This is a genomic window from Cupriavidus sp. FW216-B1 (assembly GCF_058789195.1).
On record NZ_JBYTEL010000008.1, the window covers coordinates 61280 to 82844 of the forward strand.

19 protein-coding genes and 1 pseudogene are annotated in these 21565 nt (G+C 60.4%); 16 read left to right on the plus strand and 4 right to left on the minus strand.

The annotated features are described in order from the left end of the window. The 8 genes from AC3WXD_RS18300 (at nt 1) to AC3WXD_RS18335 (ending at nt 5937) form a co-directional block, all read left to right on the plus strand. Nucleotides 1-876, plus strand: a complete 876-nt coding sequence (locus AC3WXD_RS18300) for a helicase RepA family protein (RefSeq protein ID WP_492324359.1) — start codon at nt 1-3, stop codon at nt 874-876. Beyond that, on the plus strand, nt 866-1735 hold the full coding sequence (gene repC / locus AC3WXD_RS18305; RefSeq protein ID WP_492324360.1) for a replication protein C, IncQ-type: 870 nt from the start codon (nt 866-868) through the stop codon (nt 1733-1735). Before AC3WXD_RS18300 ends, repC begins: the two co-directional genes overlap by 11 nt. A 620-nt stretch (nt 1736-2355) precedes the next feature. Further along, nucleotides 2356-2634, plus strand: coding sequence for a TraK family protein (locus tag AC3WXD_RS18310; protein ID WP_492324361.1), 279 nt, complete (start codon nt 2356-2358; stop codon nt 2632-2634). Nucleotides 2635-2983: 349 nt separating this feature from the next. After that, nucleotides 2984-3355: a conjugal transfer transcriptional regulator TraJ gene (gene traJ, locus AC3WXD_RS18315; protein ID WP_492324362.1), complete on the plus strand. Its 372-nt coding sequence runs from the start codon at nt 2984-2986 to the stop codon at nt 3353-3355. Between the two features lie 264 nt (nt 3356-3619). Then, nucleotides 3620-4405, plus strand: a complete 786-nt coding sequence (gene trbJ / locus AC3WXD_RS18320; protein ID WP_492324363.1) for a P-type conjugative transfer protein TrbJ — start codon at nt 3620-3622, stop codon at nt 4403-4405. Between the two features lie 27 nt (nt 4406-4432). Beyond that, nucleotides 4433-4690 (plus strand): entry exclusion lipoprotein TrbK, encoded by a 258-nt coding sequence (gene trbK, locus AC3WXD_RS18325; RefSeq protein ID WP_492324364.1) that lies wholly within the window; start codon nt 4433-4435, stop codon nt 4688-4690. Then, nucleotides 4687-5637 carry a P-type conjugative transfer protein TrbL gene (gene trbL / locus AC3WXD_RS18330; RefSeq protein ID WP_492324365.1) on the plus strand — a complete coding sequence of 317 codons (951 nt, stop codon included), beginning with the start codon at nt 4687-4689 and terminating at the stop codon, nt 5635-5637. Before trbK ends, trbL begins: the two co-directional genes overlap by 4 nt. A gap of 63 nt (nt 5638-5700) precedes the next feature. Further along, nucleotides 5701-5937, plus strand: a complete 237-nt coding sequence (locus tag AC3WXD_RS18335; protein ID WP_107431246.1) for a type I toxin-antitoxin system ptaRNA1 family toxin — start codon at nt 5701-5703, stop codon at nt 5935-5937. A 277-nt stretch (nt 5938-6214) separates the two neighbouring features. On the opposite strand, the gene AC3WXD_RS18340 is transcribed toward AC3WXD_RS18335, so the two are convergent. Continuing rightward, entirely contained in the window at nt 6215-6562 is a 348-nt protein-coding gene (locus AC3WXD_RS18340; RefSeq protein ID WP_492324366.1) for a helix-turn-helix domain-containing protein, read from the minus strand. Next, nucleotides 6559-6915 (minus strand): helix-turn-helix domain-containing protein, encoded by a 357-nt coding sequence (locus tag AC3WXD_RS18345; RefSeq protein WP_492324367.1) that lies wholly within the window; start codon nt 6913-6915, stop codon nt 6559-6561. The genes AC3WXD_RS18340 and AC3WXD_RS18345 overlap by 4 nt, the downstream gene beginning before the upstream one ends. 329 nt (nt 6916-7244) lie before the next feature. Between AC3WXD_RS18345 and mads1 the strand changes: the two genes are divergently transcribed. The 7 genes from mads1 to AC3WXD_RS18380 all read left to right on the plus strand — a co-directional run bounded on the left by mads1 (nt 7245) and on the right by AC3WXD_RS18380 (nt 17634). Continuing rightward, entirely contained in the window at nt 7245-7445 is a 201-nt protein-coding gene (gene mads1 / locus AC3WXD_RS18350) for a methylation-associated defense system helix-turn-helix domain-containing protein MAD1 (protein ID WP_492324368.1), read from the plus strand. Nucleotides 7446-7503: 58 nt separating this feature from the next. Next, entirely contained in the window at nt 7504-10296 is a 2793-nt protein-coding gene (locus AC3WXD_RS18355; protein WP_492324369.1) for a class I SAM-dependent DNA methyltransferase, read from the plus strand. Beyond that, a complete protein-coding gene (locus tag AC3WXD_RS18360) occupies nt 10293-12347 on the plus strand; it encodes a DEAD/DEAH box helicase (protein WP_492324370.1) in 2055 nt (684 codons plus the stop codon). Before AC3WXD_RS18355 ends, AC3WXD_RS18360 begins: the two co-directional genes overlap by 4 nt. Next, nucleotides 12340-13551, plus strand: coding sequence for a GIY-YIG nuclease family protein (locus AC3WXD_RS18365; RefSeq protein WP_492324371.1), 1212 nt, complete (start codon nt 12340-12342; stop codon nt 13549-13551). The genes AC3WXD_RS18360 and AC3WXD_RS18365 overlap by 8 nt, the downstream gene beginning before the upstream one ends. Further along, nucleotides 13548-16217: a TrlF family AAA-like ATPase gene (locus AC3WXD_RS18370; protein WP_492324372.1), complete on the plus strand. Its 2670-nt coding sequence runs from the start codon at nt 13548-13550 to the stop codon at nt 16215-16217. The genes AC3WXD_RS18365 and AC3WXD_RS18370 overlap by 4 nt, the downstream gene beginning before the upstream one ends. Continuing rightward, nucleotides 16199-17374 carry an RNA/DNA-binding domain-containing protein gene (locus AC3WXD_RS18375; RefSeq protein WP_492324373.1) on the plus strand — a complete coding sequence of 392 codons (1176 nt, stop codon included), beginning with the start codon at nt 16199-16201 and terminating at the stop codon, nt 17372-17374. The genes AC3WXD_RS18370 and AC3WXD_RS18375 overlap by 19 nt, the downstream gene beginning before the upstream one ends. Nucleotides 17375-17436: 62 nt before the next feature. Beyond that, nucleotides 17437-17634, plus strand: coding sequence for a hypothetical protein (locus tag AC3WXD_RS18380; protein WP_492324374.1), 198 nt, complete (start codon nt 17437-17439; stop codon nt 17632-17634). Nucleotides 17635-18185: 551 nt separating this feature from the next. Here the strand turns inward: AC3WXD_RS18380 and AC3WXD_RS18385 are convergent. Together AC3WXD_RS18385 and AC3WXD_RS18390 are read right to left on the minus strand one after the other, a co-directional pair. Next, a pseudogene (locus AC3WXD_RS18385) lies at nt 18186-18712 on the minus strand (SDR family NAD(P)-dependent oxidoreductase). 178 nt (nt 18713-18890) lie between these two features. Continuing rightward, a complete protein-coding gene (locus tag AC3WXD_RS18390; RefSeq protein ID WP_492324375.1) occupies nt 18891-19946 on the minus strand; it encodes an aldo/keto reductase in 1056 nt (351 codons plus the stop codon). 615 nt (nt 19947-20561) lie between these two features. On the opposite strand from AC3WXD_RS18390, the gene AC3WXD_RS18395 reads away from it, so the two are divergent. Further along, a complete protein-coding gene (locus AC3WXD_RS18395; RefSeq protein WP_492324376.1) occupies nt 20562-21410 on the plus strand; it encodes an SDR family oxidoreductase in 849 nt (282 codons plus the stop codon). Nucleotides 21411-21565: the final 155 nt, after the last annotated feature.

The window sequence follows — 21565 nt, forward strand, 5'->3', positions numbered from 1 at the left end:
ATGGCGATTGATGTACTGGCGGCGTTCGAGCACGAACCGCCGGTGCTGAACTTCATATGGCCTGGCTTCCTCGCGGGAACTGTCGGCGCGCTCGTCGCCCCAGGGGCCACGGGTAAGAGCTTCTGGGCGCTGGAAGCGGCCATGAGCATCGCATGCAGCGTCGCGGGTGGCGACCTCGTTGGCCTTGCTCCCGCGCACACCGGGCGCGTGGTCTATCTGGCTGGGGAAGACCCACCGCCCGCGCTTGTGCGGCGCATTCACGCCATCGGCCAGCACCTCGGGCACGCAGCCCGCCAGGCCATCGCGGAAAACCTCGCGTTGGAGTCAATCATGGGCAAGCGTCTGAACATCATGGACGATGCTCACTTGCGCCGTGTCATCGAGTACAGCGCCGGGGCGCGGCTGATCGTACTGGACACCCTGAGCCGTATTCACACCCTCGATGAGAACAGCAACGGCAACATGGCCCATCTCGTGGCCGTGCTGGAGCATGTTGCGGCTACTACAGGCGCGTCCGTGCTCTACCTGCACCACGTCAGCAAGGGAAGCGCCCGCGAAGGGCAGACCGACCAGCAACAGGCCGCGCGTGGCGCGTCCGCGCTGATCGATAACGCCAGGTGGTGCGGTTACGTCGCCCGCATGACCGAGGACGAGGGAAAGCGCCTCAGCGACCGCACCCATGACCGACAGCCCATCGGCAATGAGCGCCGCAGCTACTTCGTGCGTTTCGGCGTCAGCAAGCAGAACTACGACGCCACGCCGCTTGATCGCTGGTACATGCGGCAGACTGGCGGCGTTCTGGTGCCGGTGGAGCTGCATGAGGTCAGCAGGAATGAGAAGGGGCGCGATGACCGGAGGCGAGGCGATGGCTTTTGACCTCACCCATGCCAGGCACGATCCAATGCACTGCTTGGTTCCCGGCTTGTTCCGCAGTCTCAAGCGCGGTGAGCGGAAGAAGCTAAAGCTCGATGTGACGTATCACTACGCCGAGAATGCACAAGCGCGGTTCGTCGGCTTCGAGCCTCTTGGTGCTGATGACATGCGGCTGCTGCAAGGTCTTGTGGCTCTTGGAGGGCCGAAGGGCATCATCCTGACGCCAGAGCCATCAGGGGACTTGCCGAAGCAGCTCCGTCTACTTCTTGAACCGAAGTTCGATGCGGCAGGGGAGGATGCGCTTGTCGTGCGCGAGAGCATGACCAGTCTGCTCGGTGAGATCGGCTTGACCGATGGTGGCGACAACATCAGGGCGATCAGGGCGTGTTTGCTGCGCATGACAAACGTGACAGTGATGGTTACCAAAGGGATCAGACACAAGTCTTTTCACCTGATGAGCCATGACTTCGATGAGGAAGATGGGCGGCTATTCGTCGCGCTGAACCCTCAGATTACGGAGGCGATTCTTGGAAGGCGGCCGCATACCCGCATCGACATGGCCGAGGTACGGTCGTTACAAACCGACCCGGCCCGCTTGATTCACCAGCGTCTATGCGGCTGGATCGACCCGGGCAAAGCTGGGCGCGTGGAGCTGGATACTCTTTCTGGTTACGTCTGGCCGGACGAGGCGAACGCCGAGGCCATGAAGAAGCGCCGCCAGAAGGCTCGCAAGGCTCTGGCTGAGCTTGCCGCCGTGGGCTGGAAGGTGAGCGAGTATGCGGCAGGAAAGTGGGAAATCGGCAGGCCAAAGCCCGTAGTAACGTTCCCCAACCTCCGTAGCAACGCTCCCCTTCACCCGTAGCAACGTTCCCCCGCCAAAACTGAAAAATACAGCAACGGTGCGGGTTTGCGGCTAGTCCGTGAATTCCATCCATGATCTTCCAAGATCGTCCACTAGGCGCGGCACTTGTCGCCGCCCTTTAGGGCGACGCCAAGCCCTTGCCGATGGGACGGCCATTCGGTCTTCAAGTTTTACGCCAGAAGGGTAGTCGGCTCCGACCGCTCTTTTTAGCGGCTAAAACGCTGCGCCCCTCAAGTGTCAATGACTGGCGTTGTATGTTGTAGCACGATACAACATACAACAGGGCCATTCGTTGCCCGACCGCGACATGAGGCTGGCCAATTTTTCGCGCGCAGGCCGAACTGCAGCATCGTCATTTCTGGCGAGGCTGGCCACCATCACCGTTTCCCACGATGGCGGCCCGAACTGTTTGTTGACACTTGAGGGGCCGCGCGGGGCTCGGGGAACCTCCCTCTTGGCGTTCAACTTTTCCGTGATGCTGGGCCGCCATCGCTATTTCGATGGGTTATGTCTGTGCCATCGGCTCTATGTCAACCAATTCGGCCAATTATTGGAATGTTGTGTAGGCCGGTACTCCGTAACCTTCGGAGTAGTTCAGTTGATAACGGAGGTTTACGGAAATGGGTACCGAACTTGAACAAAGGCTGGCTGCGGTTATCGCGCACGAGCTGAAGACCGGAACGTTGAGGCGGATGAACTACCCGCCTGCGTTCATGTTGGCTCGCGAGGATGTGATGGAGGCAATGGCCGCAGGCTTCGATCTGAAGACCATCTGGGAGCACATGCGCGAGACCAGGCGCATTCCGTTTCGCTACGAGACTTTTCTGAAATACGTCCGTAGGTACATCACCAATGCGCCGGCTGGCAGCACGGCCACTGGTTTGGCGAAGCGGAGTTGAACCCGATATCCCTGCAATGAGGAGCGTTCGAAAAGGCCCACGCTCAATCGCTACAAGCACATGGCTGAAACGCTGCCAATGGCAATTGGATCGCTGCAAGCACACGGAAATTGGAAATTTCCGTTCATTGTCGCGCTGTTGGTGCGCTATTGCGCGCCAATGGCTGCTTATAGCGCGAGATTCGATGCTTCATACGATGCGAAATCAACGCCGTAAGGCGGGCAGGATAGGTGAAGTAGGCCCACCCGCAAGCGGGTTGTCCTTCTTCACTTCCCCTTATTCGCGCCGGGGGCGCTCAACGGGGCATCCTGCTCTGCGAGGCTGCCGGCTACCGCCGGCTGGAGAACGAATGGACGACGAGAAGAGGGTCACGCGGAAGAACAGCCCGCCCATCAAGGTGTACTGCCTTCCCGAAGAGCGCGAGCTGATCGAGGAGAACGCCAAGAGGGCGGGGATTAGCGTGGCGCGTTACCTGCGCGACGTGGGCCAGGGCTACCAGGTCAAGGGCGTCATGGACTACCACTACGTGCGCGAGCTGGTGCGCGTGAATGGCGACCTTGGCCGTCTGGGCGGCTTGCTCAAACTATGGCTCACCGACGACCCGCGCACGGCCCGCTTCGGCGATGCCACGATCCTCGCCCTGCTGGGTCGGATTGAGGCCACCCAGGACGACATGAGCCGGCTTATGAGGTCGGTGGTGCAGCCGAGGGCTAAGCCTTGAGCGTTTTAGCGGCTAAATTACCGTGTGCTGGACGCGACACAAGGCCCTTCCAGGCCATCGGCTGGAGCGTTATCAACTCTCGGGAGGACGCATAAGGCCAGGGACACCCCATAGGGCCGAGAACAGAAACACCGAAGTCCGGGCCTCAGTGCCAAGGGCGATACCGATTGGCTAGTGGCGTAGCTCTTCGATGAAACCTTGCTGTGGGCAAGCGCGAGCTTGGTCAAGGCATTGCCTTTCTTTCATCGAATGGAGATTGCGACCATGAAACACGTCCGTTTTTTAGCGGCTAAAACCACGCTCGCTGCCGTCCTTGCCGGCAGCATCATCATCACCCCGGCGCAGGCTGGCATTCCCGTCATCGACGGCGGGAACCTAGTGCAGAACGTCATGACGGCCATCGAGTCGGTGGCGCAGACGCTCAAGCAGATCGAGCAGTACCAGACCCAATTGCAGCAGTACGAGAACATGCTGCAAAACACGATGGCCCCGGCGGCCTACATCTGGGATCAGGCGCAGTCCACCATCAACGGGTTGATGAACGCCGTCAACACGCTGGACTACTACAGGAACCAGCTCGGCAGTCTCGACGCCTACCTGGGCAAGTTCCAGGACGTGAGCTACTACCGCAGCTCGCCGTGCTTCTCGGCCGCCGGGTGCTCGGATGCCGAGCGCGCCGCGATGGAGCAAAACCGCCGCCTGGCGAGCGAGAGCCAGAAGAAGGCGAACGACGCGCTTTTCAAGGGTCTGGAGCAACAGCAGCGCAACCTTACCGCCGACGCTCGCCAGCTCGAACGGCTCCAGTCAGCGGCACAGGGCGCGACCGGCCAGATGCAGGCCATCGGCTTCGCCAACCAGCTTGCCGCCAACCAGGCAAACCAGCTCCTGCAAATCCGTGGCTTGCTGATCGCGCAGCAGAACGCCGCGACCGCCAGGATGCAGGCGCAGGCCGACCTTGAGGCGCAACAGCAGGCCGCCGGCGCGACTTCCAGGGAATCCAGGATTGAGCGCACGGCCAGCCCGAGAAACTGGCTCGAACTGACCCGCTGACGGAGGCCCTGCACCATGAATAAAACGATGCTGCTTGCCGGCCTCGTGGTTGTGCTGCTGGCCGGCTGCGACAACAAGCCGGCCATCCCGCCCATGCCAGAGGTCAATGACACCAATTGCCAGATCGAGGCGATCAAGAAGATCGAGGACAGGGCCATGCGCGAGAAATTCGCCGGGCTGTGCTCGCGCCGGTCGCCGGCCGCCGGCGGCATCGCGCCGACCGAGAAGCCCATGAACTGGCTCGAACTGGCCGACCCGAAAGACCAGAAGGAGGTGAAGCCATGAAAGCACTGCACAAGGCGGCGCTAATCGGCGTCGCCCTCGCGCTTTACTCCTCCGCCGCATCGGCCCAGCTCACCAACCAGGGGATGCTTGACCAGGTGGTGACGGAGTTCGCCACGCGGGCCACGTCCTGGCAGACGGTGGTTATGAATGCCGCGATGTTCCTGTTCTGGACGCTGGGCACGATCTCGCTGGTTTTTACGTTCGGCTTCATGGCGCTACGCAAGGCCGACATTGGCGAGTTCTTCGCCGAGTTCATCCGCTTCATTCTGTTCTTCGGCTTTTTCCTCTGGCTGCTGCGCAACGGCCCCGCCTTTGCCAACTCGATAATCCAGTCACTGGCCCGGATCGGTGAGCAGGCATCCGGGGTGGCATCGGTGACACCCTCGGGCATCGTGGATATCGGCTTCATGATCTTGAAGCAGGCATTCACAAACTCGTCGATCTGGTCGCCCGTGGATAGCTTCATCGGTGTGGCCTTGAGCGTTGGCATCCTGATCCTGCTAGCAGTTGTCGCCGTGAATATGCTGCTGCTGCTCGTCTCGGGCTGGCTGCTGATGTACGCCGGCATCTTCTTCCTCGGCTTCGGTGGTTCGCGTTGGACGTCCGACATGGCGATCAACTACTACAAGACCGTGCTGGGCGTGGCCGTGCAGATCATGACGATGGTGCTGCTGGTCGGCATCGGGAACGACCTGCTTTCCAGCTTCTACGCCAGGATGAACACCGGCACGCTGAATTTTGAAGAGCTGGAGTGTGAACGGCCTGGCGATCAATCAACCGAGCTTGATGCAGCGGCGGAAGTTTCGGCCTTTGTTGATCGCTCTGCTCCGTCGGCCATCGAGGCCACCAGGGCAGCGGCCAGATCATCGGACAGCAGCTACACCGGTAGCAACAGGAACACGCCGCTGGCAGAAGCTGCCGGCTTCTACAGCAGCGGCCAGCGGTAAAGCGCGCCGGCCGGCGTGGGGCCGGCCGACACTTCCACAACCCACCTACCACAGAGGTGAATCATGGCAACTTTAAATCCTACCAATGCAATCGCAACCCAGGCAGTTCATCATGCGGCCGCGCAGCTCGCGGCCCTGGACTGGATCGACCAAGAGGCGGCGCGGCAGCTCTCACCAATGGCCGAGGCCGTGGCCAATATGTTCATGGTGCTGTACTACCAAGCCGAGACGGGCCAGGCCACCCGGGATGATTTTCGCCAGGCCCTGGACGCGGTGCGGCAATCTATGCACATCGCGTAGTCTCACGGCGGGTAAGAATAAGAATAAGAAGAATATTCTTCTTCTTACCGATCGACTAACCCACTGGGAAGGACAAGGGCGGCTACTAGGCCGCCCTTGTCTTTTCCGGTCATACCTCGTCAAAGGTGATGGTGCGCGTCGGTATGCTCGAGCATCGCCATGTCGGATGATGATGGCCGCTCTAGGCTGCTTCCTTGGCGTGGGTTCTCGCATCGGCATTTCCGGCGATGAGATCCACCTGCCGCACCGCCAGGCATGACGATGCTGGCCTGCTTCCCTACTTGATGCCGTGCATGGCCCGCGCACATGCCGCGACTTCGCGGGCGTGCTGGATATAGGCCGGGTCGGCCGTGGTTTCGGCATCGGCCAGGAACGCGGCTATGGCTTCGACGGTTTGCAAGTCCTCGGGCAGCAGCTCACGGCCAACGGCCGGTGCATCCCCCCATTCGCGCTGCTCCGGCGGCAATGGATACTGGCCGGATGCTTCGGCTTCGGCCAGCAACTCTTCGAGCGTGTAGCGCACCCGGTCGGCCGAGACGGCGCGGGCCGGGTCGGCTTTCAGTGCGTCATGGGCCGGGCCGGCCTTCTCATGCAGCCAGGTTTCCAGGTTCTTCGGGTCAATCATCGGCCGGCCTCATCGAGCAGCGCCGCCAAGCCTTCCAGGCCATCGACCGAATGCGCACGGAACCGGCCGGCCAGCAACTCGCCCAGCGTCAATCCAAGAGCCGCCGCCGCTTGGTCGTTCGACAACTGCCGTGCCGTGATGGCCTGACCAATCTTGGTTACGAGCGTGGCCTTGGCCTGCATTTCGTCCGCGTCGGGGCGGCCCAGGTCGGCATAGATGTTCGTGCTGCCTTCATGAATTTCCGGCGTGTCGTCGGCGTTCAGGTCGGCGAACAGGGCTTCGACGAAATCGAACCGCTTCAAGCCGCCCCGTCGGGCTTCTTCAATTGCTTCCTCGGTTTCCTTTCTGCCCATCGCACACCTCACGCTGATTTGCCTAGCCCGTCTCATCCAGATGAGGCCACAGAGAGCACGGCTGTGAAGGCCAAAGGGTACTACGTTGCGTGTTTGCCCTGGAAAAAGACACGCCGACCACCTTCTTGGCGTAACCCATCTACGACCTGCTGGCTAAAGCACATGACCTTGCCATCGAGCTGGTGCCACGAGTGCGCCGCAACGCATGGCGCCTGCCGAATCTATGGCTTTGCGCACATGAGATTAGAGGTTCATTTGGGTGGATCGGATGGTAAACTTGGCCAAACTTTGGAAAACTTCGCCGTGCGACACCAAGCGAGCCGCCTGACATGAACCAACCCGATAGCGAAATTCTCACGCTGGACGAAGTGGCGGTCTACCTCAAGGCAGGGAAGAAGACCGTGTACCGGCTGGCGCAGCAGGGGGATATACCGGGATTCAAGCTGGGCGGCACCTGGCGGTTTCGTCGCAGCGAGTTGGATCGCTGGATTGCCGCGCAGATAGCCGAGAAAACGCAGGACAAGACATGAGCACCCCGCAGAACAACAGCAGCCAGGCGGCCTCGCTCAGAGGGAGGGCTACACGCCCATGAACGCCGTAGAAATCGAACAAGCCATCACAGACTTGGCGGAGCAGCCGTTCGACAGCGCAGAGTTCCCCTATGCCTTCCTTGAGGCGTTCGGCAACAAAGCGACGACCATCAAGCGCCTGCGCGCGGGGGCGTCGAACAAGTCCGACCTCGGCGGCATTCTTCAGACCAGCAACATCCACATGCTGACCTGCGACGCAGGGCGGGTCACGCAGACGCTGGCCGCCCTCAAGGCCAGCCCTGCGACGGCCAAGGCCAAGGCGAAGTTCATCCTTGCTACGGACGGCGCGGACTTCGAGGCCGAAGACCTGACCAGCGGCGAGACCGTCGCCTGCGCCTTCAAGGACTTTCCCGATCACTTCGGCTTCTTCCTGCCGCTGGCGGGAATCAGCACCGTCCGCCAGATCAGTGAAAACGCTTTCGACATCCGGGCTACCAGTCGCCTGAACCGGCTGTACGTTGAATTGTTGAAAGACAACCCGGCCTGGGGCACAGCGGAGCGCCGCCACGACATGAACAAGCTCATGGCGCGGCTGATCTTTTGCTTCTTCGCCGAGGACACCGATATCTTTGGCGGCAGGGGCAAGTTCACCGAGACCGTCGCGCGGATGAGTGCGGGGGATTCGACCAATACGCACGAGGTCATCGCCACGCTGTTCCGCACCATGAACACCAAGCGTGAGGACCGGGCGACCGCAGGGCTTCCCCGGTGGGCGAATATCGACGATTTCCCCTACGTCAACGGGCAGTTGTTCTCTGGCGGCGACGAAGTGCCGCGATTCAGCAAGATTGCCCGGTCCTACCTGCTGCACGTCGGCGGGCTGGACTGGACCAAGATCAACCCGGACATCTTCGGATCGATGATCCAGGCCGTCGCCGAGGACGAGGAACGCGGCGAGCTGGGGATGCACTACACCAGTGTTCCCAACATCCTGAAGGTGCTGAACCCGCTGTTCCTGGACGACCTGCGAGCCAAGCTTGAAGAGGCAGGCGATAACCCTCGCATGTTGCTGAACCTGCGCAAGCGCATGGCAAGGATCAGAGTCTTCGATCCGGCCTGCGGTTCGGGCAACTTCCTTGTCATCGCCTATAAGGAGATGCGCGCCATCGAGGCCGAGATCAACAGGCGACGAGGCGAACCTGACTTGTGTTCGGTTATCCCGCTCACGAATTTTCGCGGAATCGAGGTGCGTGACTTTCCGGCGGAGATTGCGCGCCTTGCGCTGGTTATCGCTGAGTACCAGTGCGACGTGCTCTATCGTGGGCAGAAGCTGGCCTTGGCCGAGTTTCTGCCCTTGCGCAGCGAGAATTGGATCACCTGCGGCAATGCGTTGCGGCTCGACTGGTTGAGCTTAATGGATGTCGGCGGCTCAGGGGTGAAGCTAGTTTCTGACGATCTTCTGCAAACACCGCTTGATCAGGCTGAGATCGACTTCGAGAACGAAGGGGGGGAGACGTATATCTGCGGGAACCCGCCTTACGCCGGTCTGAGTTCCCAAACTCCGGAGCAGAAAGCCGACCTCAAGTGGCTCTTCGAAGGCCATAGTCAATATTGGAAGTCGTTCGACTACGTAATGGGCTGGTTTTGGAAAGCGCATGAGTTCATGCAACATCAGACGGCCAAAGCGGCCTTCGTTGCGACGAACTCAATCTGCCAAGGGCAGCTCGTCCACATGTTCTGGCCGCTGCTCCTGGACGCTTCGTCACGCATCTTCTTTGCCTACTCATCGTTTAAATGGCGCAACCTGGCTGCGCACAATGCTGGCGTCACCGTCCTAATCATTGGTCTGACCACCGACACAGGTAGGGGGGCACGACTCTTCGAAGCCTCGGATGGTGAGGAGGTCATCGAGAAATTCGTTCCGAACATCAACGCATACATAGTGCCCGGACCAAATCTTTACGTTGATGCGGCAAGTAGAGCGCCAACGGGTCGCCCGGACATGTACTGGGGCAACAAGCCCACAGACGGCGGAAATCTGATCTTGTCGCCCGATGAGGCGCGGCAGATCACCCGTGAGTCGCCGACTGCTAAAAAATTTTTGCGGCCCTACTTTGGTTCGGATGAGTTCATCAAGGGTTCGCCTCGCGTTTGCATTTGGGTCAATGATGCTGACGAAAGCGAGGCCAGTTCCGTCCCGAGCCTTGCTCTCCGCTTTGAACAGGTGAGGGAGTTTCGGGAAAGTAGCAAGGCGAAGGAAACGCGCCCCGCTGCGCAGTACCCGCACAGATTCCGGCAGATTCAGGGCAAACCGGGCAACCAGTCAATCATCGTTCCGATCCATTCGAGCGAGTCTCGGCCGTATCTTCCAGTTGGGCTGCTCCCAACAGGTGGCATTATTTCCAATGCTGCGTATGGCCTGTACGACGCGCCTCTATGGAACATGGCGCTCATCGCCTCGCGCCTGCATCTTGTATGGATCGCCACCGTCTGCGGCAAGCTGGAAACGCGCTACCGCTACTCCAACACCCTCGGCTGGAACACGTTTCCGGTGCCGACGCTGACCGAGAAAAACAAGGCCGATCTCACTCGCTGCGCGGAGGACGTCCTGCTGGCGCGGGAACGTCACTTCCCAGCGACCATCGCGGACCTGTACGACCCCGAAAACATGCCCGCCGACCTGCGAGCCACCCATGATCGCAACGATGAAGTGCTGGAGCGCATCTACATCGGTCGGCGCTTCAAGAACGACACAGAACGGCTGGAAAAGCTGTTTGACCTCTACACCAAGATGACTGCTTCGGCTGCACCGGACAAGGGCAAGAAGCGTAAAGCGGGAGCCAACGCATGAGCGACAAGATCAAGTCCGTACCGTCCGTTTCCGTCACCTACGCCCGAAACGGCGCATCGACTAAAGCCAATGCGCTTGGGATGCGGCCCATGCAGGAGCGCGCCTACGAAAAGCGGGGCGAGCAGTACCTGCTCATCAAGTCGCCGCCCGCATCGGGTAAGAGCCGTGCGCTGATGTTCGTGGCACTCGACAAGCTCAAGAACCAAGGCATCAAGCAGGCCATCATCGTCGTGCCCGAGAAGTCCATCGGGGCCAGTTTCAACGACGAGCCGCTGTCGAAGTACGGCTTCTGGGCTGATTGGCACGTCGAACCCAAGTGGAACCTGTGCAACGCGCCGGGCAACGACAACGGCGGCAAGGTCAAGTCGCTGGGCGCCTTCCTCGAAGGCGACGACAAGGTGCTGGTCTGCACCCATGCGACCTTCCGCTTCGCGGTCGATGCCTACGGCGTGGATGCGTTCGACGACCGACTGATTGCGGTCGATGAGTTCCACCACGTTTCGGCGAACCCGGACAACAAGCTTGGCTTGCACCTGGGGCAGTTCTTCGCGCGGGGCAAGACGCACATTGTTGCCATGACCGGCTCCTACTTTCGTGGCGACGCCGAGGCCGTGCTGTCCCCGCAGGACGAGTCGAAGTTCGATACCGTTACCTACACGTATTACGAGCAACTAAACGGCTACGAGTACCTCAAGCAACTCGACATCGGCTACTTCTTCTACAGCGGGCCTTACGTCGATGACATCCTCAACGTCCTCGATCCCGCCGAGAAGACCATCATTCACATCCCGAACGTCAATTCGCGCGAGAGCACGAAGGACAAGATGCGAGAGGTGGAGCACATCATCGAGGCACTGGGTGAATGGCAAGGCATCGACCCAGCGACCGGCTTCCAGCGTGTCAAGCGCCCGGATGGCCGCGTGCTGCGGATCGCCGATCTGGTCGATGACGATGCCGCCAAGCGCGAGCGCGTGTCCGCGTCGCTCAAAGACCCGGCGCAGAAGAACAACCGCGACCATGTGGACATCATCATCGCGCTTGGCATGGCGAAGGAAGGCTTCGACTGGATTTGGTGCGAACATGCGCTGACCGTGGGCTACCGCGCCAGCCTGACCGAGATCGTTCAGATCATCGGCCGAGCCACCCGCGACGCACCCGGCAAGACCCGCGCGAGGTTCACCAACCTGATTGCCGAGCCGGATGCAGCCGAGGAAGCGGTCACCGAGGCGGTCAACGATACGTTGAAGGCCATCGCGGCGAGTCTGCTCATGGAGCAGGTACTGGCTCCGCGCTTTGAGTTCAAGCCCAAGAACCCTGACAGTGGCCCGACGCCAGGTTTTAACTACGGTGAGGGTGGCTACGACTCGGACCGCTGCAATGTCGGCGTCAATGAGCAGACAGGGGCCTACCAGATCGAGATCAAGGGCCTCGCCGAGCCCAAGAGCAGGGAAGCGGCGCGAATCTGTCAGGAAGACCTGAACGAAGTCATCGCGGCCTTCGTGCAGGACAAGCCCACCATTGAGCGCGGCCTGTTCGATGAGGAGCTGGTGCCCGAGGAACTGACGCAGGTTCGCATGGGCAAGATCATCAAGGACAAGTATCCCGAGCTTGACGCCGAAGATCAGGAGGCCGTGCGCCAGCACGCCATCGCCGCCCTCAACCTCACGCAGCAGGCCAAGCGGCTTGTCACCGAAGGCGAGAGCGATGGGTCGCCCAACACCGCGCTGATCGACGGCGTGCGCCGCTTCGCGATGGACGTGCGCGAGTTGGACATCGACCTGATCGACCGAATCAACCCCTTCGGGGAAGCCTACGCAATCCTTGCCAAGACCATGAGCGAGGACAGCTTGAAACAGGTCGCGGCAGCCATCTCGGCCAAGCGCACGAGCCTGACGCCGGACGAGGCGAAGGAGATGGCCGTTCGCGCCGTCCAGTTCAAAAAGGAGCGCGGGCGCATTCCAGCGCTCGATTCCCAGGATGCCTGGGAGCGACGCATGGCCGAAGGCGCGGCCGCCTTCATGCGCTTCAAGGCGGAGGGGCGCTATGAGTAACTCCGATCTTGACGCACTCGCCGCGGAGCTTGCCGAGTTCGCCCCGCCCGAGAAGAAGGGCGGACGCCCGTCCAGCGAGGAGCGCATCATCGCGGGCTTCGAGGAAATCCAACGCTTCACCGAAAAGCACGGCCGTGAGCCGCAGCACGGTGAAGACCGCGACATATTCGAGCGCCTTTACGCCGTGCGCCTGGACCGCTTGCGCGCGCTCCCGGACTGCCGCGCCCTGCTGGAGCCGCTGGACCATCAGAGCTTGCTTGCGGGGGCGCCTACCGTTGCCGCTTCGGCAGATGAACCCATCGACATCGACGACCTGGCCGCCGAGCTGGCGGGCGTAGCCGACGCGGACGACATCACGGTCCTACGCCATGTCCGCACCAGCGCCGACAAGCGCGCCGCCGAGGAGATCGCGGATCGCAAACCTTGCGAAGACTTCGAGGCGTTCAAGCCACTGTTCGAGCGCGTAGCGACGGAGGTCAAGACTGGCTTGCGCCAGTCCCAGCCCATAGAGGCGGGCCGCCGCGCGATTGAAGCCGGGGATTTTTTCGTTCTCGATGGCATCACGCTCTACGTTGCCGAGGTCGGCGAGCCGTTGAAGACCACCGCCGGGGAAGTGGACCGTCGCCTGCGCCTCATCTTCTCCAACGGCACCGAAAGCAATCTGTTGCTGCGCTCGCTCCAGCGCGCTTTCTACAACGACCCCGCCGCGCGGCGGTTGGCCTCGCCCGATAGCGGGCAACTCTCTTTCGGCGGTGAGCTTGAGGCCGATGATGTCGAAAGCGGCACGATCTACGTTCTGCGCTCCCTCTCCGATCACCCCTATGTCGCGCAGCACCGCGACATCATCCACAAGATGGGCGTGACCGGCGGCAGGGTGGAGACGCGCATCGCCAATGCCGAACACGACTCCACCTACCTGCTGGCGAAGGTCGAAGTGGTGGCAACCTACAAGCTCGCGGGCATCAACCGCACCCGGATGGAGAACCTGTTCCACAGGCTGTTCGCACCCGCACGGTTGAATATCACCATCAACGACCGCTTCGGTCACCCCGTGCAGCCCGAGGAATGGTTCCTCGTGCCACTTCATGTGATCGACGAGGCGGTTCAGCGCATTCGAGATGGATCGATCACCGAGTTTATCTATGACCCGCAGACCGCTCGACTGGTGGGCTACGCGCGGACTCACTATAAGGATGAACCATGATGGAAAGTCTGCGACCGAAGCAGTCAGAGGCTCGATCCATGGTCTTTGCAGAAGGGGCGCAGTGGGTCCGTGCTGACTTTCATCTGCATACCCGAGCGGACCGAGAATTCAAGTTCACGGGAGATGACAATTTCTACAACAGCAACTATGTGGATGCGTTGGAGAAAGCGGACATCCGATTGGGTGTCATCACCAACCACAACAAGTTCGACTTCGAAGAATTCAAAGCACTGCGCAAGACGGCCCAGAAGAGGGGTATTGCGCTGCTGCCAGGCGTTGAGTTGTCGGTCAATGACGGGGCTAATGGCATCCACACGCTTGTTGTGTTCTCCGACGAATGGATCGATGAACACAATTACATCAACCCCTTTCTGACCAGCGCATTCGAAGGTAAAACGCCCGCGCAGTACGAGCAGGAGAACGGGCGCACTTCATGGTCGCTTCTGGAGACCATCAAGAAGCTGGAAGGCTATCACCGGGACTTCTTTCTTGTCTTCGCCCATGTCGAAGCCCCGAGTGGCCTGTGGGCGGAGCTGGATGGCGGCCGGCTGACTGAATTTGGGCAAAACGAGTTCTTCCGACGCAGAACGCTGGCTTTTCAGAAGGTACGCACGCACGACGGCGCAGGCAAAGACAAACCCTGCCGCACCAAGATTCAAAGCTGGCTACAGAGCTGGTACCCCGCCGAACTGGAAGGCAGCGACCCCAAGAGTGTCGATGAAATCGGTCGAGGCAAAGCCAGTTACCTGAAGCTGGGCGAACTGTCCTTCGAGGCGGTCAAGTTTGCCTTGAGCGATCCGGCTGGGCGCGTAGCGATGGAGCTGGAAAAACATCAAGCGTCGCACATCCGCAGCATCCGCTTCGACGGCGGCATTCTCGACGGGCAGGTGCTGCATTTCTCTTCCGAACTCAACACGTTGATCGGCATCCGAGGCAGCGGCAAATCATCCATTCTGGAGGCAGTGCGCTACGCCCTCGACATTCCACGCGGCGAGAAGGCGCAGGACACCAAGTACAAGGATGAGTTGATCCGCCATACCCTTGGCAGCGGCGGCAAGGTGACGCTGACAGCATACGACGTGTACGGACAGGAATTCACCATCTCGCGCATCTTCCGCGAAGCTCCAAATGTCTATTTAGGCGGCAAGTTGCAACCCGGCGTGTCGATCCGGGAGACCATACTGCGACGCCCGATCTACTTCGGCCAGAAGGATCTTTCCAGCACCGGCGAAGGCTTCGAGACCGATCTGGTGGAAAAGCTGGTTGGCGAGAAGCTGCGTGTGCTGCGTGACGAAATCGAGGTTCAACGCCAGCGCGTGCGCGACGCTGCTCAGCGCTGGCTCAAGCTCAGCAACACGGCCGAACTCAAGCGCGACTTCGAGACCCAACTAAATGATGCCAACTTCCGTCTGACCAAGTTCGCGGAGCACGGCGTCGCCGACAAGCTCCAAAAGCGCCTCGGCTTCCAGCAGGACGCTACTGCGCTAGCACGCATGAAGGAGCGGGCAGACAGCTTCCTCGTCGCCTTAGGGCAATTGATTGCCGAGCATGAGGACGAGTTGCGCAACGCGACGAGTTACGTGTCCAAGCAGAACCCGGATTTCTTCGCGGCCTACTACGTCGAGTTCTCCAACCTCGTGGCCAAGGTCGATCAGCTCAAGCAGATCGAGCAAGACGCGCGAGCCATTGCGGGGCGCCTCAAGACAAAGCAGAGTGAGTTTGAAGGTGCAAGCAAGAACCTTCAGGAGGAGTTCGCACAAGTTGAGCGCCAACTAGCCCAGGAACTCAAGCAAACCGGCATGACAGCCATTCAGCCGGACGACTTCCTGGCCCAGCAGCAGCGCAAAACCAAGGCGGAACAAATGCTGGAGGCGCTGGCCAAGCAGGAATCGCAGCAAACCAGCATCCGCGACGCGCTGTTTACGGAGATCGACAAACTCAATGATCTATGGCTACGCGAGTTCAACACCATCAAGGTAGAGCTGGACCGAGTGAACGCTGGCCACACCGCCCTGCAGATCGAAGCGGACTTCAAGGGCGACAAGGAAGCCTCCATCAGCTTCATGCAGCAGCTCTTCAAGGGCAGCAGCATCCGCGAAACCACGCTGCGCGCAGTGATGGAGGACTATGCCGATTTCGGAGGCCTCCTGCGTGCCCTGCCGGGAGCCTTGGCGAAGGCCGGCAGCACCCCCGAGGTCTTCGAAAGGACCTTCATGCAGAATCTGACCGAGTTCGTCACTTGGCAGGTGCCCAACCGCTTCGTCATCCGCTATCGCGGCAAAGAGTTGAAGCACCACTCTCTCGGGCAGCGCGCTTCCGCGCTGTTGCTGTACGTGCTCAGCCAACGCCAGAACGACGTGATCATCATCGACCAACCGGAAGACGACCTGGACAACCAGACCATCTACGACGATGTGATCAAGCTGCTACGGGAAATGAAGCCTCACGCCCAATTCATCTTCGCCACCCACAACGCCAACTTCCCGGTGCTGGGTGACGCGGAACAGGTGCACGCCTGCCAATACCAGGACGAGAAGGTCGCCACGCGAAGCGGCAGCATCGATGCTCGCCCGGTGCAGGACGCCATCATCAACATCATGGAAGGAGGCCAGGAAGCCTTCAACCGTCGCAAAGAGGTCTACAACCTATGGAAACCACAGAGCTGATCGACCTGCTCAGCCGGGGCGAGGACAGTCGGCAGCAGTTCAAGACGGACATGAACAATGCCGACGCCTTGGCAGCAGAGATCGTTGCCTTCAGCAACACCGCTGGCGGTCGCATCTTCATTGGTGTGAACGACGACGGTTCGGTGCGCGGCCTATCCGGCGCCGACGTTGCTCGTCTCAATATGCTCATCGCCAACGTGGCCTCACAGGCCGTGCGTCCCGCCGTGAACCCGCTCACGGAAAACGTGCCCCACCCGGCAGGCACGGTGCTGGTGCTCTCCATTGCTGAAGGCGTCAACAAGCCCTACATGGACAAGAACGGCGCGATTTGGGTGAAGAACGGCTCGGACAAGCGCCGCGCCACCTCGCGCGAGGAATTGCAGCGCCTGTTCCAGCAGGCGGGCTTGGTGCACGCCGACGAAACGCCCGTAGCGGGCTTGAGCGCGGGCGATGTGGACATGCCCTATTTCGAAACCTTCTTCGAGCAGCAATTCGGTGAGCCGCTCGCCCAGCATAACCAGTCGCTGCCGCAGTTGCTGACCAACATGAACCTGATGAACCAGGGGCAGCTCAACGTGGCGGGCGGTCTGCTGTTCGCCAAATCACCGCACTATGCGCTACCCGCCTTCATCGTCAAGGCCGTCGCCTTTGTCGGCACCGAGATTGAGGACGAACGCTACATCGACAGCCGTGACATCGCCGGCAAGCTGGCCGACGTGTTCCAGCAGACGCTGGGCTTTATTGTCGCCAACACCCGCGCAGCGCAGGGCGAGCAGGGCTTCAACTCACAGGGGCAGCCTGAGATTCCCCGCATCGTCTGGGAAGAGCTGGTCGCCAACGCCCTCATTCACCGCGACTACTTCGTCAGCGCGCCGATCCGCGTACTGGTCTTCGCGGATCGTGTCGAGATCATCAGCCCTGGCCACCTGCCCAACAACCTGACTATCGAGAACATCAAGGCCGGCAACTCCAATATGCGCAACCCCATCCTGGCGTCCTTTGCCGCCAAGCTCCTGCCTTATCGCGGATTGGGTAGCGGCCTGCTGCGCTCACTGCGGGCATGGCCGCAGATCGAACTCATCGATGATCGGGCCGGCAATCTTTTCAAGGCTATCGTGGCGCGTCCCAGGGTGCTGGAGTCGGCCGGAAGTTCTTGACTGATCGGCTGGGAGGGAGATGGATAGTCTTCTCGTTTTTGGAACGTCTCTATGGTGTCAGCATGAAACTGCACGAAGAAAACGAACCGCTCTTCCTCACCGAGGAGATCGCTGCCGAGATGGCTGCTACCGGCTACGAGTTCAAGCCCCCCGGCCATGCCAGAACGAAGAGCGTCCGCGACCTGTACGGATGGCAGCCCGGCGAGACGCTGGAAGAGGCCATTGCCCGGCACCAGAGCACGCAGCGTTCATCTTCTTGATCTGAGTATGGCATTTTTCATGGCATCAACTGAGAATTTTCACGCAAGTTGTTGTTATATAAGTTATTTTAATGCTCATAGATAATCGAGTGGGTGAAATCAGGTCCTTCGGGGACTATCGCCAGCAATCGAAAAATCGCCGTAAGTCGTTGATTAATAATAATTTACGTCTCGGCGACTATCGGTGGCTATCGCCGGCAAGCAAAACGGGTTGACGGTAGAACTGACGGTAAGAACCGGAGGCCGGATTAAGACCCTCCCGTTTACTATTGAGGCCAGATCGGTCTTTGACGGTAAAAGTTTCCTCTGGAAAGCATGATTTCATGCGGCTTTCCGGGCATCAGCAGGTCTCCTGGTCCCTGACGGCAAATGCCGTCAAAAAACAAGAGGAAAGCCTCGTATTTCCCGACGCTGCATTGCGCATCCTCAAGCCCAACTCCAAGATTTACAGGGCTTCTGACTGCGAAGGGATGTACGTGACGGTATCGCCTACCGGTACCTTCAGGCCAAGTCATCAGGACTTGGAGACTTGACCTGGATATGGTGTGGCTTCAAAGCGTATAGCCATCGTCGGCCAGGAAGTCCGCGCCGGTCACGAAGGCGCTTTCGTTCGAGATCAGGTGGAGCGCCAGCGATGCGATGTCCTCCGGGCGCCCCAACGATTCAGGACAGCGTCCCTGGCTGCCTGCTGATTCATCTCAGGCGAGTTGGCGGCCAGGATGCTGGTGTCGATGAAGCCGGGCAGAATCGCGTTGACTCGTATGTCATATTCACCGAGTTCCGCTGCCGCCGTTTTAGTCAGACTGCGGATTACCCATTTGGCGCCGTTGTAAGCGATACAGCCGCGGATGCCCCGGATGCCGCAAATCGACGAGGTGTTGACGATCGAACCGCGCCCATTCTTCTTCATTTTGGCGGCGGCATACTTCATGCCGAGGAGGGTGCCTTTCTGGTTGATGGCGACCTGTCTGTCGAAGGTTTCCTCGGTCGTCTCCTCAAGTGAACCCGGCCGGTAGATACCGGCGTTGTTGATCAGCCCGTCCAGACGACCGAAGCGCGCAATGGTGGCGGCGATCACTCACCGCGCGAGCAGTTCCGCTTCCGCTCGGCCGATGCCGTTCGCAGTGCCGGTAATGATGATGACCTTGCCGTGTATGGAAGCCATGATTCGGATTCCTTGTCGTAGCAGCCGAGTCCGAGCCATAAGCGGCTCGCACTCGGTTGAACGATGGCAGCGTGAGATGCTCGCGCAGGCCTCAGGAGGCGTTGGCCGCTGACCACAGATCGACAGGGCCCAGCCGGTCGGCACCTTGGGTGTTCAACATCCAGCCTGGATACTCCGGCGGCAGCGCGCTGACTTCGTCGAGCTGGCGCAATTCATCCTCGGTCAGCTTCAGGTCGATAGCCGCGAGGTTGTCCTCGAGCTGGTCCATGCGTTTCGCGCCCATGATCACGGAGGTAACGACTGGCCGGGACAGCAGCCAGGCGAGCGCGACGCGCGCCGGGCTGCAACCGTGGGCCTGCGCGATGGGTACGAGGGCGTCGATGATGTTCCAGGCCCTCTCACGGTCGACGATAGGGAAGTCGAACTCGGAGCGTCGCGAATCCTCGGGTTTCTGGTTGTTGCGGTTGAACTTGCCGGAGAGCAGGCCGCCGGCGAGTGGGCTCCAGACCAGCAGGCCAATCTTCTCCGCTTCCAGCAACGGGCCAAGCTCTCGTTCGAGGTCACGGCCAGCGAGCGAGTAGTAGGCCTGCAAAGTCTCGAAACGTGCCAAGTTCAGATGCCCGGAGATCCCCAGCGAACGAGCGATCTTCCAGGCTTGCCAGTTCGAGACGCCGATATAGCGGATCTTGCCCTGCCGGAGCAGGTCGTCGAGCGCGCGCAGCGTCTCTTCCACCGGCGTCACGATGTCGTTGGCATGGATCTGGTACAGGTCGATATGATCGGTCTGCAGCCGCTTCAGGCTCGCTTCGACGGCGTCCATGATGTGCCCGCGCGACGCGCCCACGTCGTTGCGCCCCTGGCCCATGCGGCTGTACACCTTGGTGGCGAGGACGAAGTCCTTGCGGGCAATGCCAAGATTCTTGAAGGCATGGCCCAGCACCTGTTCGCTGGCGCCGTTGGAGTAGACATCGGCGGTGTCGAAGAAATTTACGCCAGCCTCCAGGGCGGCCTTGACGAGATCGTCGGCCTCTTTCTGTCCGGACGCGCCGATGTGTTTGTAGATGCCGCTGCCGTCGCCAAACGTCATGGTGCCCAGGCACAGGCGGGACACGAGCAGGCCGGTGTTGCCCAGAGTCTTGTATTTCATGATGTATCTCCAGTCGGAAGGATGTTGATGAAAAGACTGCCTGACAGGTGGCGTGGCGGTATGGATATCCGGTAAGTCCTGGATGCATCCATCCGACGCATCGCGGCCACCGGCTCAGACCGTTGACGGTTGTGCGCGCCATGCCGCCGGATCTTCACCTCCGACAGATGGTATTGCCCGAGCCGGAGCGTATGTTTGCGGCGTGTCACCATCCATCGTCCACGTGGATTGGGCGAGAGGTGGTTCCAGCGCCGGCAGCTATCCGCACTATCCGGTAAACCAGCCTGGTTGAGCTGTCTGTTCTTCCGGAGTTAGTGCACAAAAATCCGAATGTTGGGCAAGGATAAGCGAGCCTGCGACGGCCGCCGATGGCCAAGGGCGTCAGGATTGTTCTTCAAGTGGATTCGGATTTTTGTGCATCATTAATCGCCGATCGTGCATCGCGATGGATGGGGTGGGGGAAGATAATTGGTCAGCCAGCGCCGCGACCGCCTTTCTTTCATGCGCTATCCGTGATCGCGGCCAGATACCGCAGCGGCACTGCCATGCCGCGCCCATTGCGGTTTCGCCGCTGTTATCCAATCCCCCCAATCCCCCCCATTTACTAGGACCATCATGAGTCAAAATGAGAAAACCTGGTTTGTCACCGGCGCCTCGAAAGGAATCGGCCTGTCGCTCGTGCGCAAGCTTCTGGACGGTGGCGCCAACGTGGTTGCCACCTCGCGCACGCTGGCTTCGCTCGTCGATCTGATCGGACCCGCTTCGGATACGTTTCTGCCTGTACAGGTGGATCTCGCCGATGAACGCAGCGTGCAGGCCAGCATCGCGCAAGCCATTTCCCGATTCGGGCGGATCGATGCCGTCGTCAACAACGCCGGCTATGGCCTGCAAGGCACCATAGAGGGAATATCCGACGAGGAATTGCGTCGCAACTTCGAAGTCAACGTCTTCGCGCCGGCGCATGTCCTCCGCCACGTACTGCCTCATATGCGTCGGCAGCGCGGCGGGCACGTCTTCAATGTCGGTTCGATTGCCGGCTTTCAGGGTGGCTATGCAGGATGGGGCATCTACGCGGCCACCAAGTTCGCTCTTGCGGGGCTTACGGAAGCGCTCGCGGCCGAGGTTGCGGAATTCGGCATCAAGGCAACCCTGGTCTATCCGGGGCCTGTTCGTACCGAGTTCCTGTCGTCGGGCTCGCTGGTCATCGCACAGCACAACATTCGGGAATACACCGCCGCACAGGCTTTGCTCGACGTGCACCTGGATGAGATGGCTGGAAAGCAAGCCGGGGATCCGGACAAGCTGGCCTCGATGATCGTTCAAGCCGCAGGCGCATCCGAGCCCCCGCTGCATCTGTTCGCGGGAAAGATTGCGAACGGCCTTGCACTCCAGAAACTGGCCGCGGTGGAGAGGGATCTGGCCGCATGGCGCGAAATTTCGGACGCCACCGATTATCCTGATTGAGCGTGGTGCATGTCCCGATAAGTTTTACCCAGGGCAGGCATTCACCGGCCGCAATGATGATTCCGGTGCGCCGTCAGGAATAAAACGGAACGGATGCCATGAAATATCGCCGACTCGGCGGTAGCAATCTGCGGGGCCGGGTGTTGGCCAATCCA

Coding starts and splice junctions, on each gene's coding strand:
- AC3WXD_RS18300 (WP_492324359.1), top strand. CDS start 1: ATGGCGATTGATGTACTGGCGGCGTTCGAGCACGAACCGCCGGTGCTG.
- repC (WP_492324360.1), top strand. CDS start 866: ATGGCTTTTGACCTCACCCATGCCAGGCACGATCCAATGCACTGCTTG.
- AC3WXD_RS18310 (WP_492324361.1), top strand. CDS start 2,356: ATGGGTACCGAACTTGAACAAAGGCTGGCTGCGGTTATCGCGCACGAG.
- traJ (WP_492324362.1), top strand. CDS start 2,984: ATGGACGACGAGAAGAGGGTCACGCGGAAGAACAGCCCGCCCATCAAG.
- trbJ (WP_492324363.1), top strand. CDS start 3,620: ATGAAACACGTCCGTTTTTTAGCGGCTAAAACCACGCTCGCTGCCGTC.
- trbK (WP_492324364.1), top strand. CDS start 4,433: ATGCTGCTTGCCGGCCTCGTGGTTGTGCTGCTGGCCGGCTGCGACAAC.
- trbL (WP_492324365.1), top strand. CDS start 4,687: ATGAAAGCACTGCACAAGGCGGCGCTAATCGGCGTCGCCCTCGCGCTT.
- AC3WXD_RS18335 (WP_107431246.1), top strand. CDS start 5,701: ATGGCAACTTTAAATCCTACCAATGCAATCGCAACCCAGGCAGTTCAT.
- AC3WXD_RS18340 (WP_492324366.1), bottom strand. CDS start 6,562: ATGATTGACCCGAAGAACCTGGAAACCTGGCTGCATGAGAAGGCCGGC.
- AC3WXD_RS18345 (WP_492324367.1), bottom strand. CDS start 6,915: ATGGGCAGAAAGGAAACCGAGGAAGCAATTGAAGAAGCCCGACGGGGC.
- mads1 (WP_492324368.1), top strand. CDS start 7,245: ATGAACCAACCCGATAGCGAAATTCTCACGCTGGACGAAGTGGCGGTC.
- AC3WXD_RS18355 (WP_492324369.1), top strand. CDS start 7,504: ATGAACGCCGTAGAAATCGAACAAGCCATCACAGACTTGGCGGAGCAG.
- AC3WXD_RS18360 (WP_492324370.1), top strand. CDS start 10,293: ATGAGCGACAAGATCAAGTCCGTACCGTCCGTTTCCGTCACCTACGCC.
- AC3WXD_RS18365 (WP_492324371.1), top strand. CDS start 12,340: ATGAGTAACTCCGATCTTGACGCACTCGCCGCGGAGCTTGCCGAGTTC.
- AC3WXD_RS18370 (WP_492324372.1), top strand. CDS start 13,548: ATGATGGAAAGTCTGCGACCGAAGCAGTCAGAGGCTCGATCCATGGTC.
- AC3WXD_RS18375 (WP_492324373.1), top strand. CDS start 16,199: ATGGAAACCACAGAGCTGATCGACCTGCTCAGCCGGGGCGAGGACAGT.
- AC3WXD_RS18380 (WP_492324374.1), top strand. CDS start 17,437: ATGAAACTGCACGAAGAAAACGAACCGCTCTTCCTCACCGAGGAGATC.
- AC3WXD_RS18390 (WP_492324375.1), bottom strand. CDS start 19,946: ATGAAATACAAGACTCTGGGCAACACCGGCCTGCTCGTGTCCCGCCTG.
- AC3WXD_RS18395 (WP_492324376.1), top strand. CDS start 20,562: ATGAGTCAAAATGAGAAAACCTGGTTTGTCACCGGCGCCTCGAAAGGA.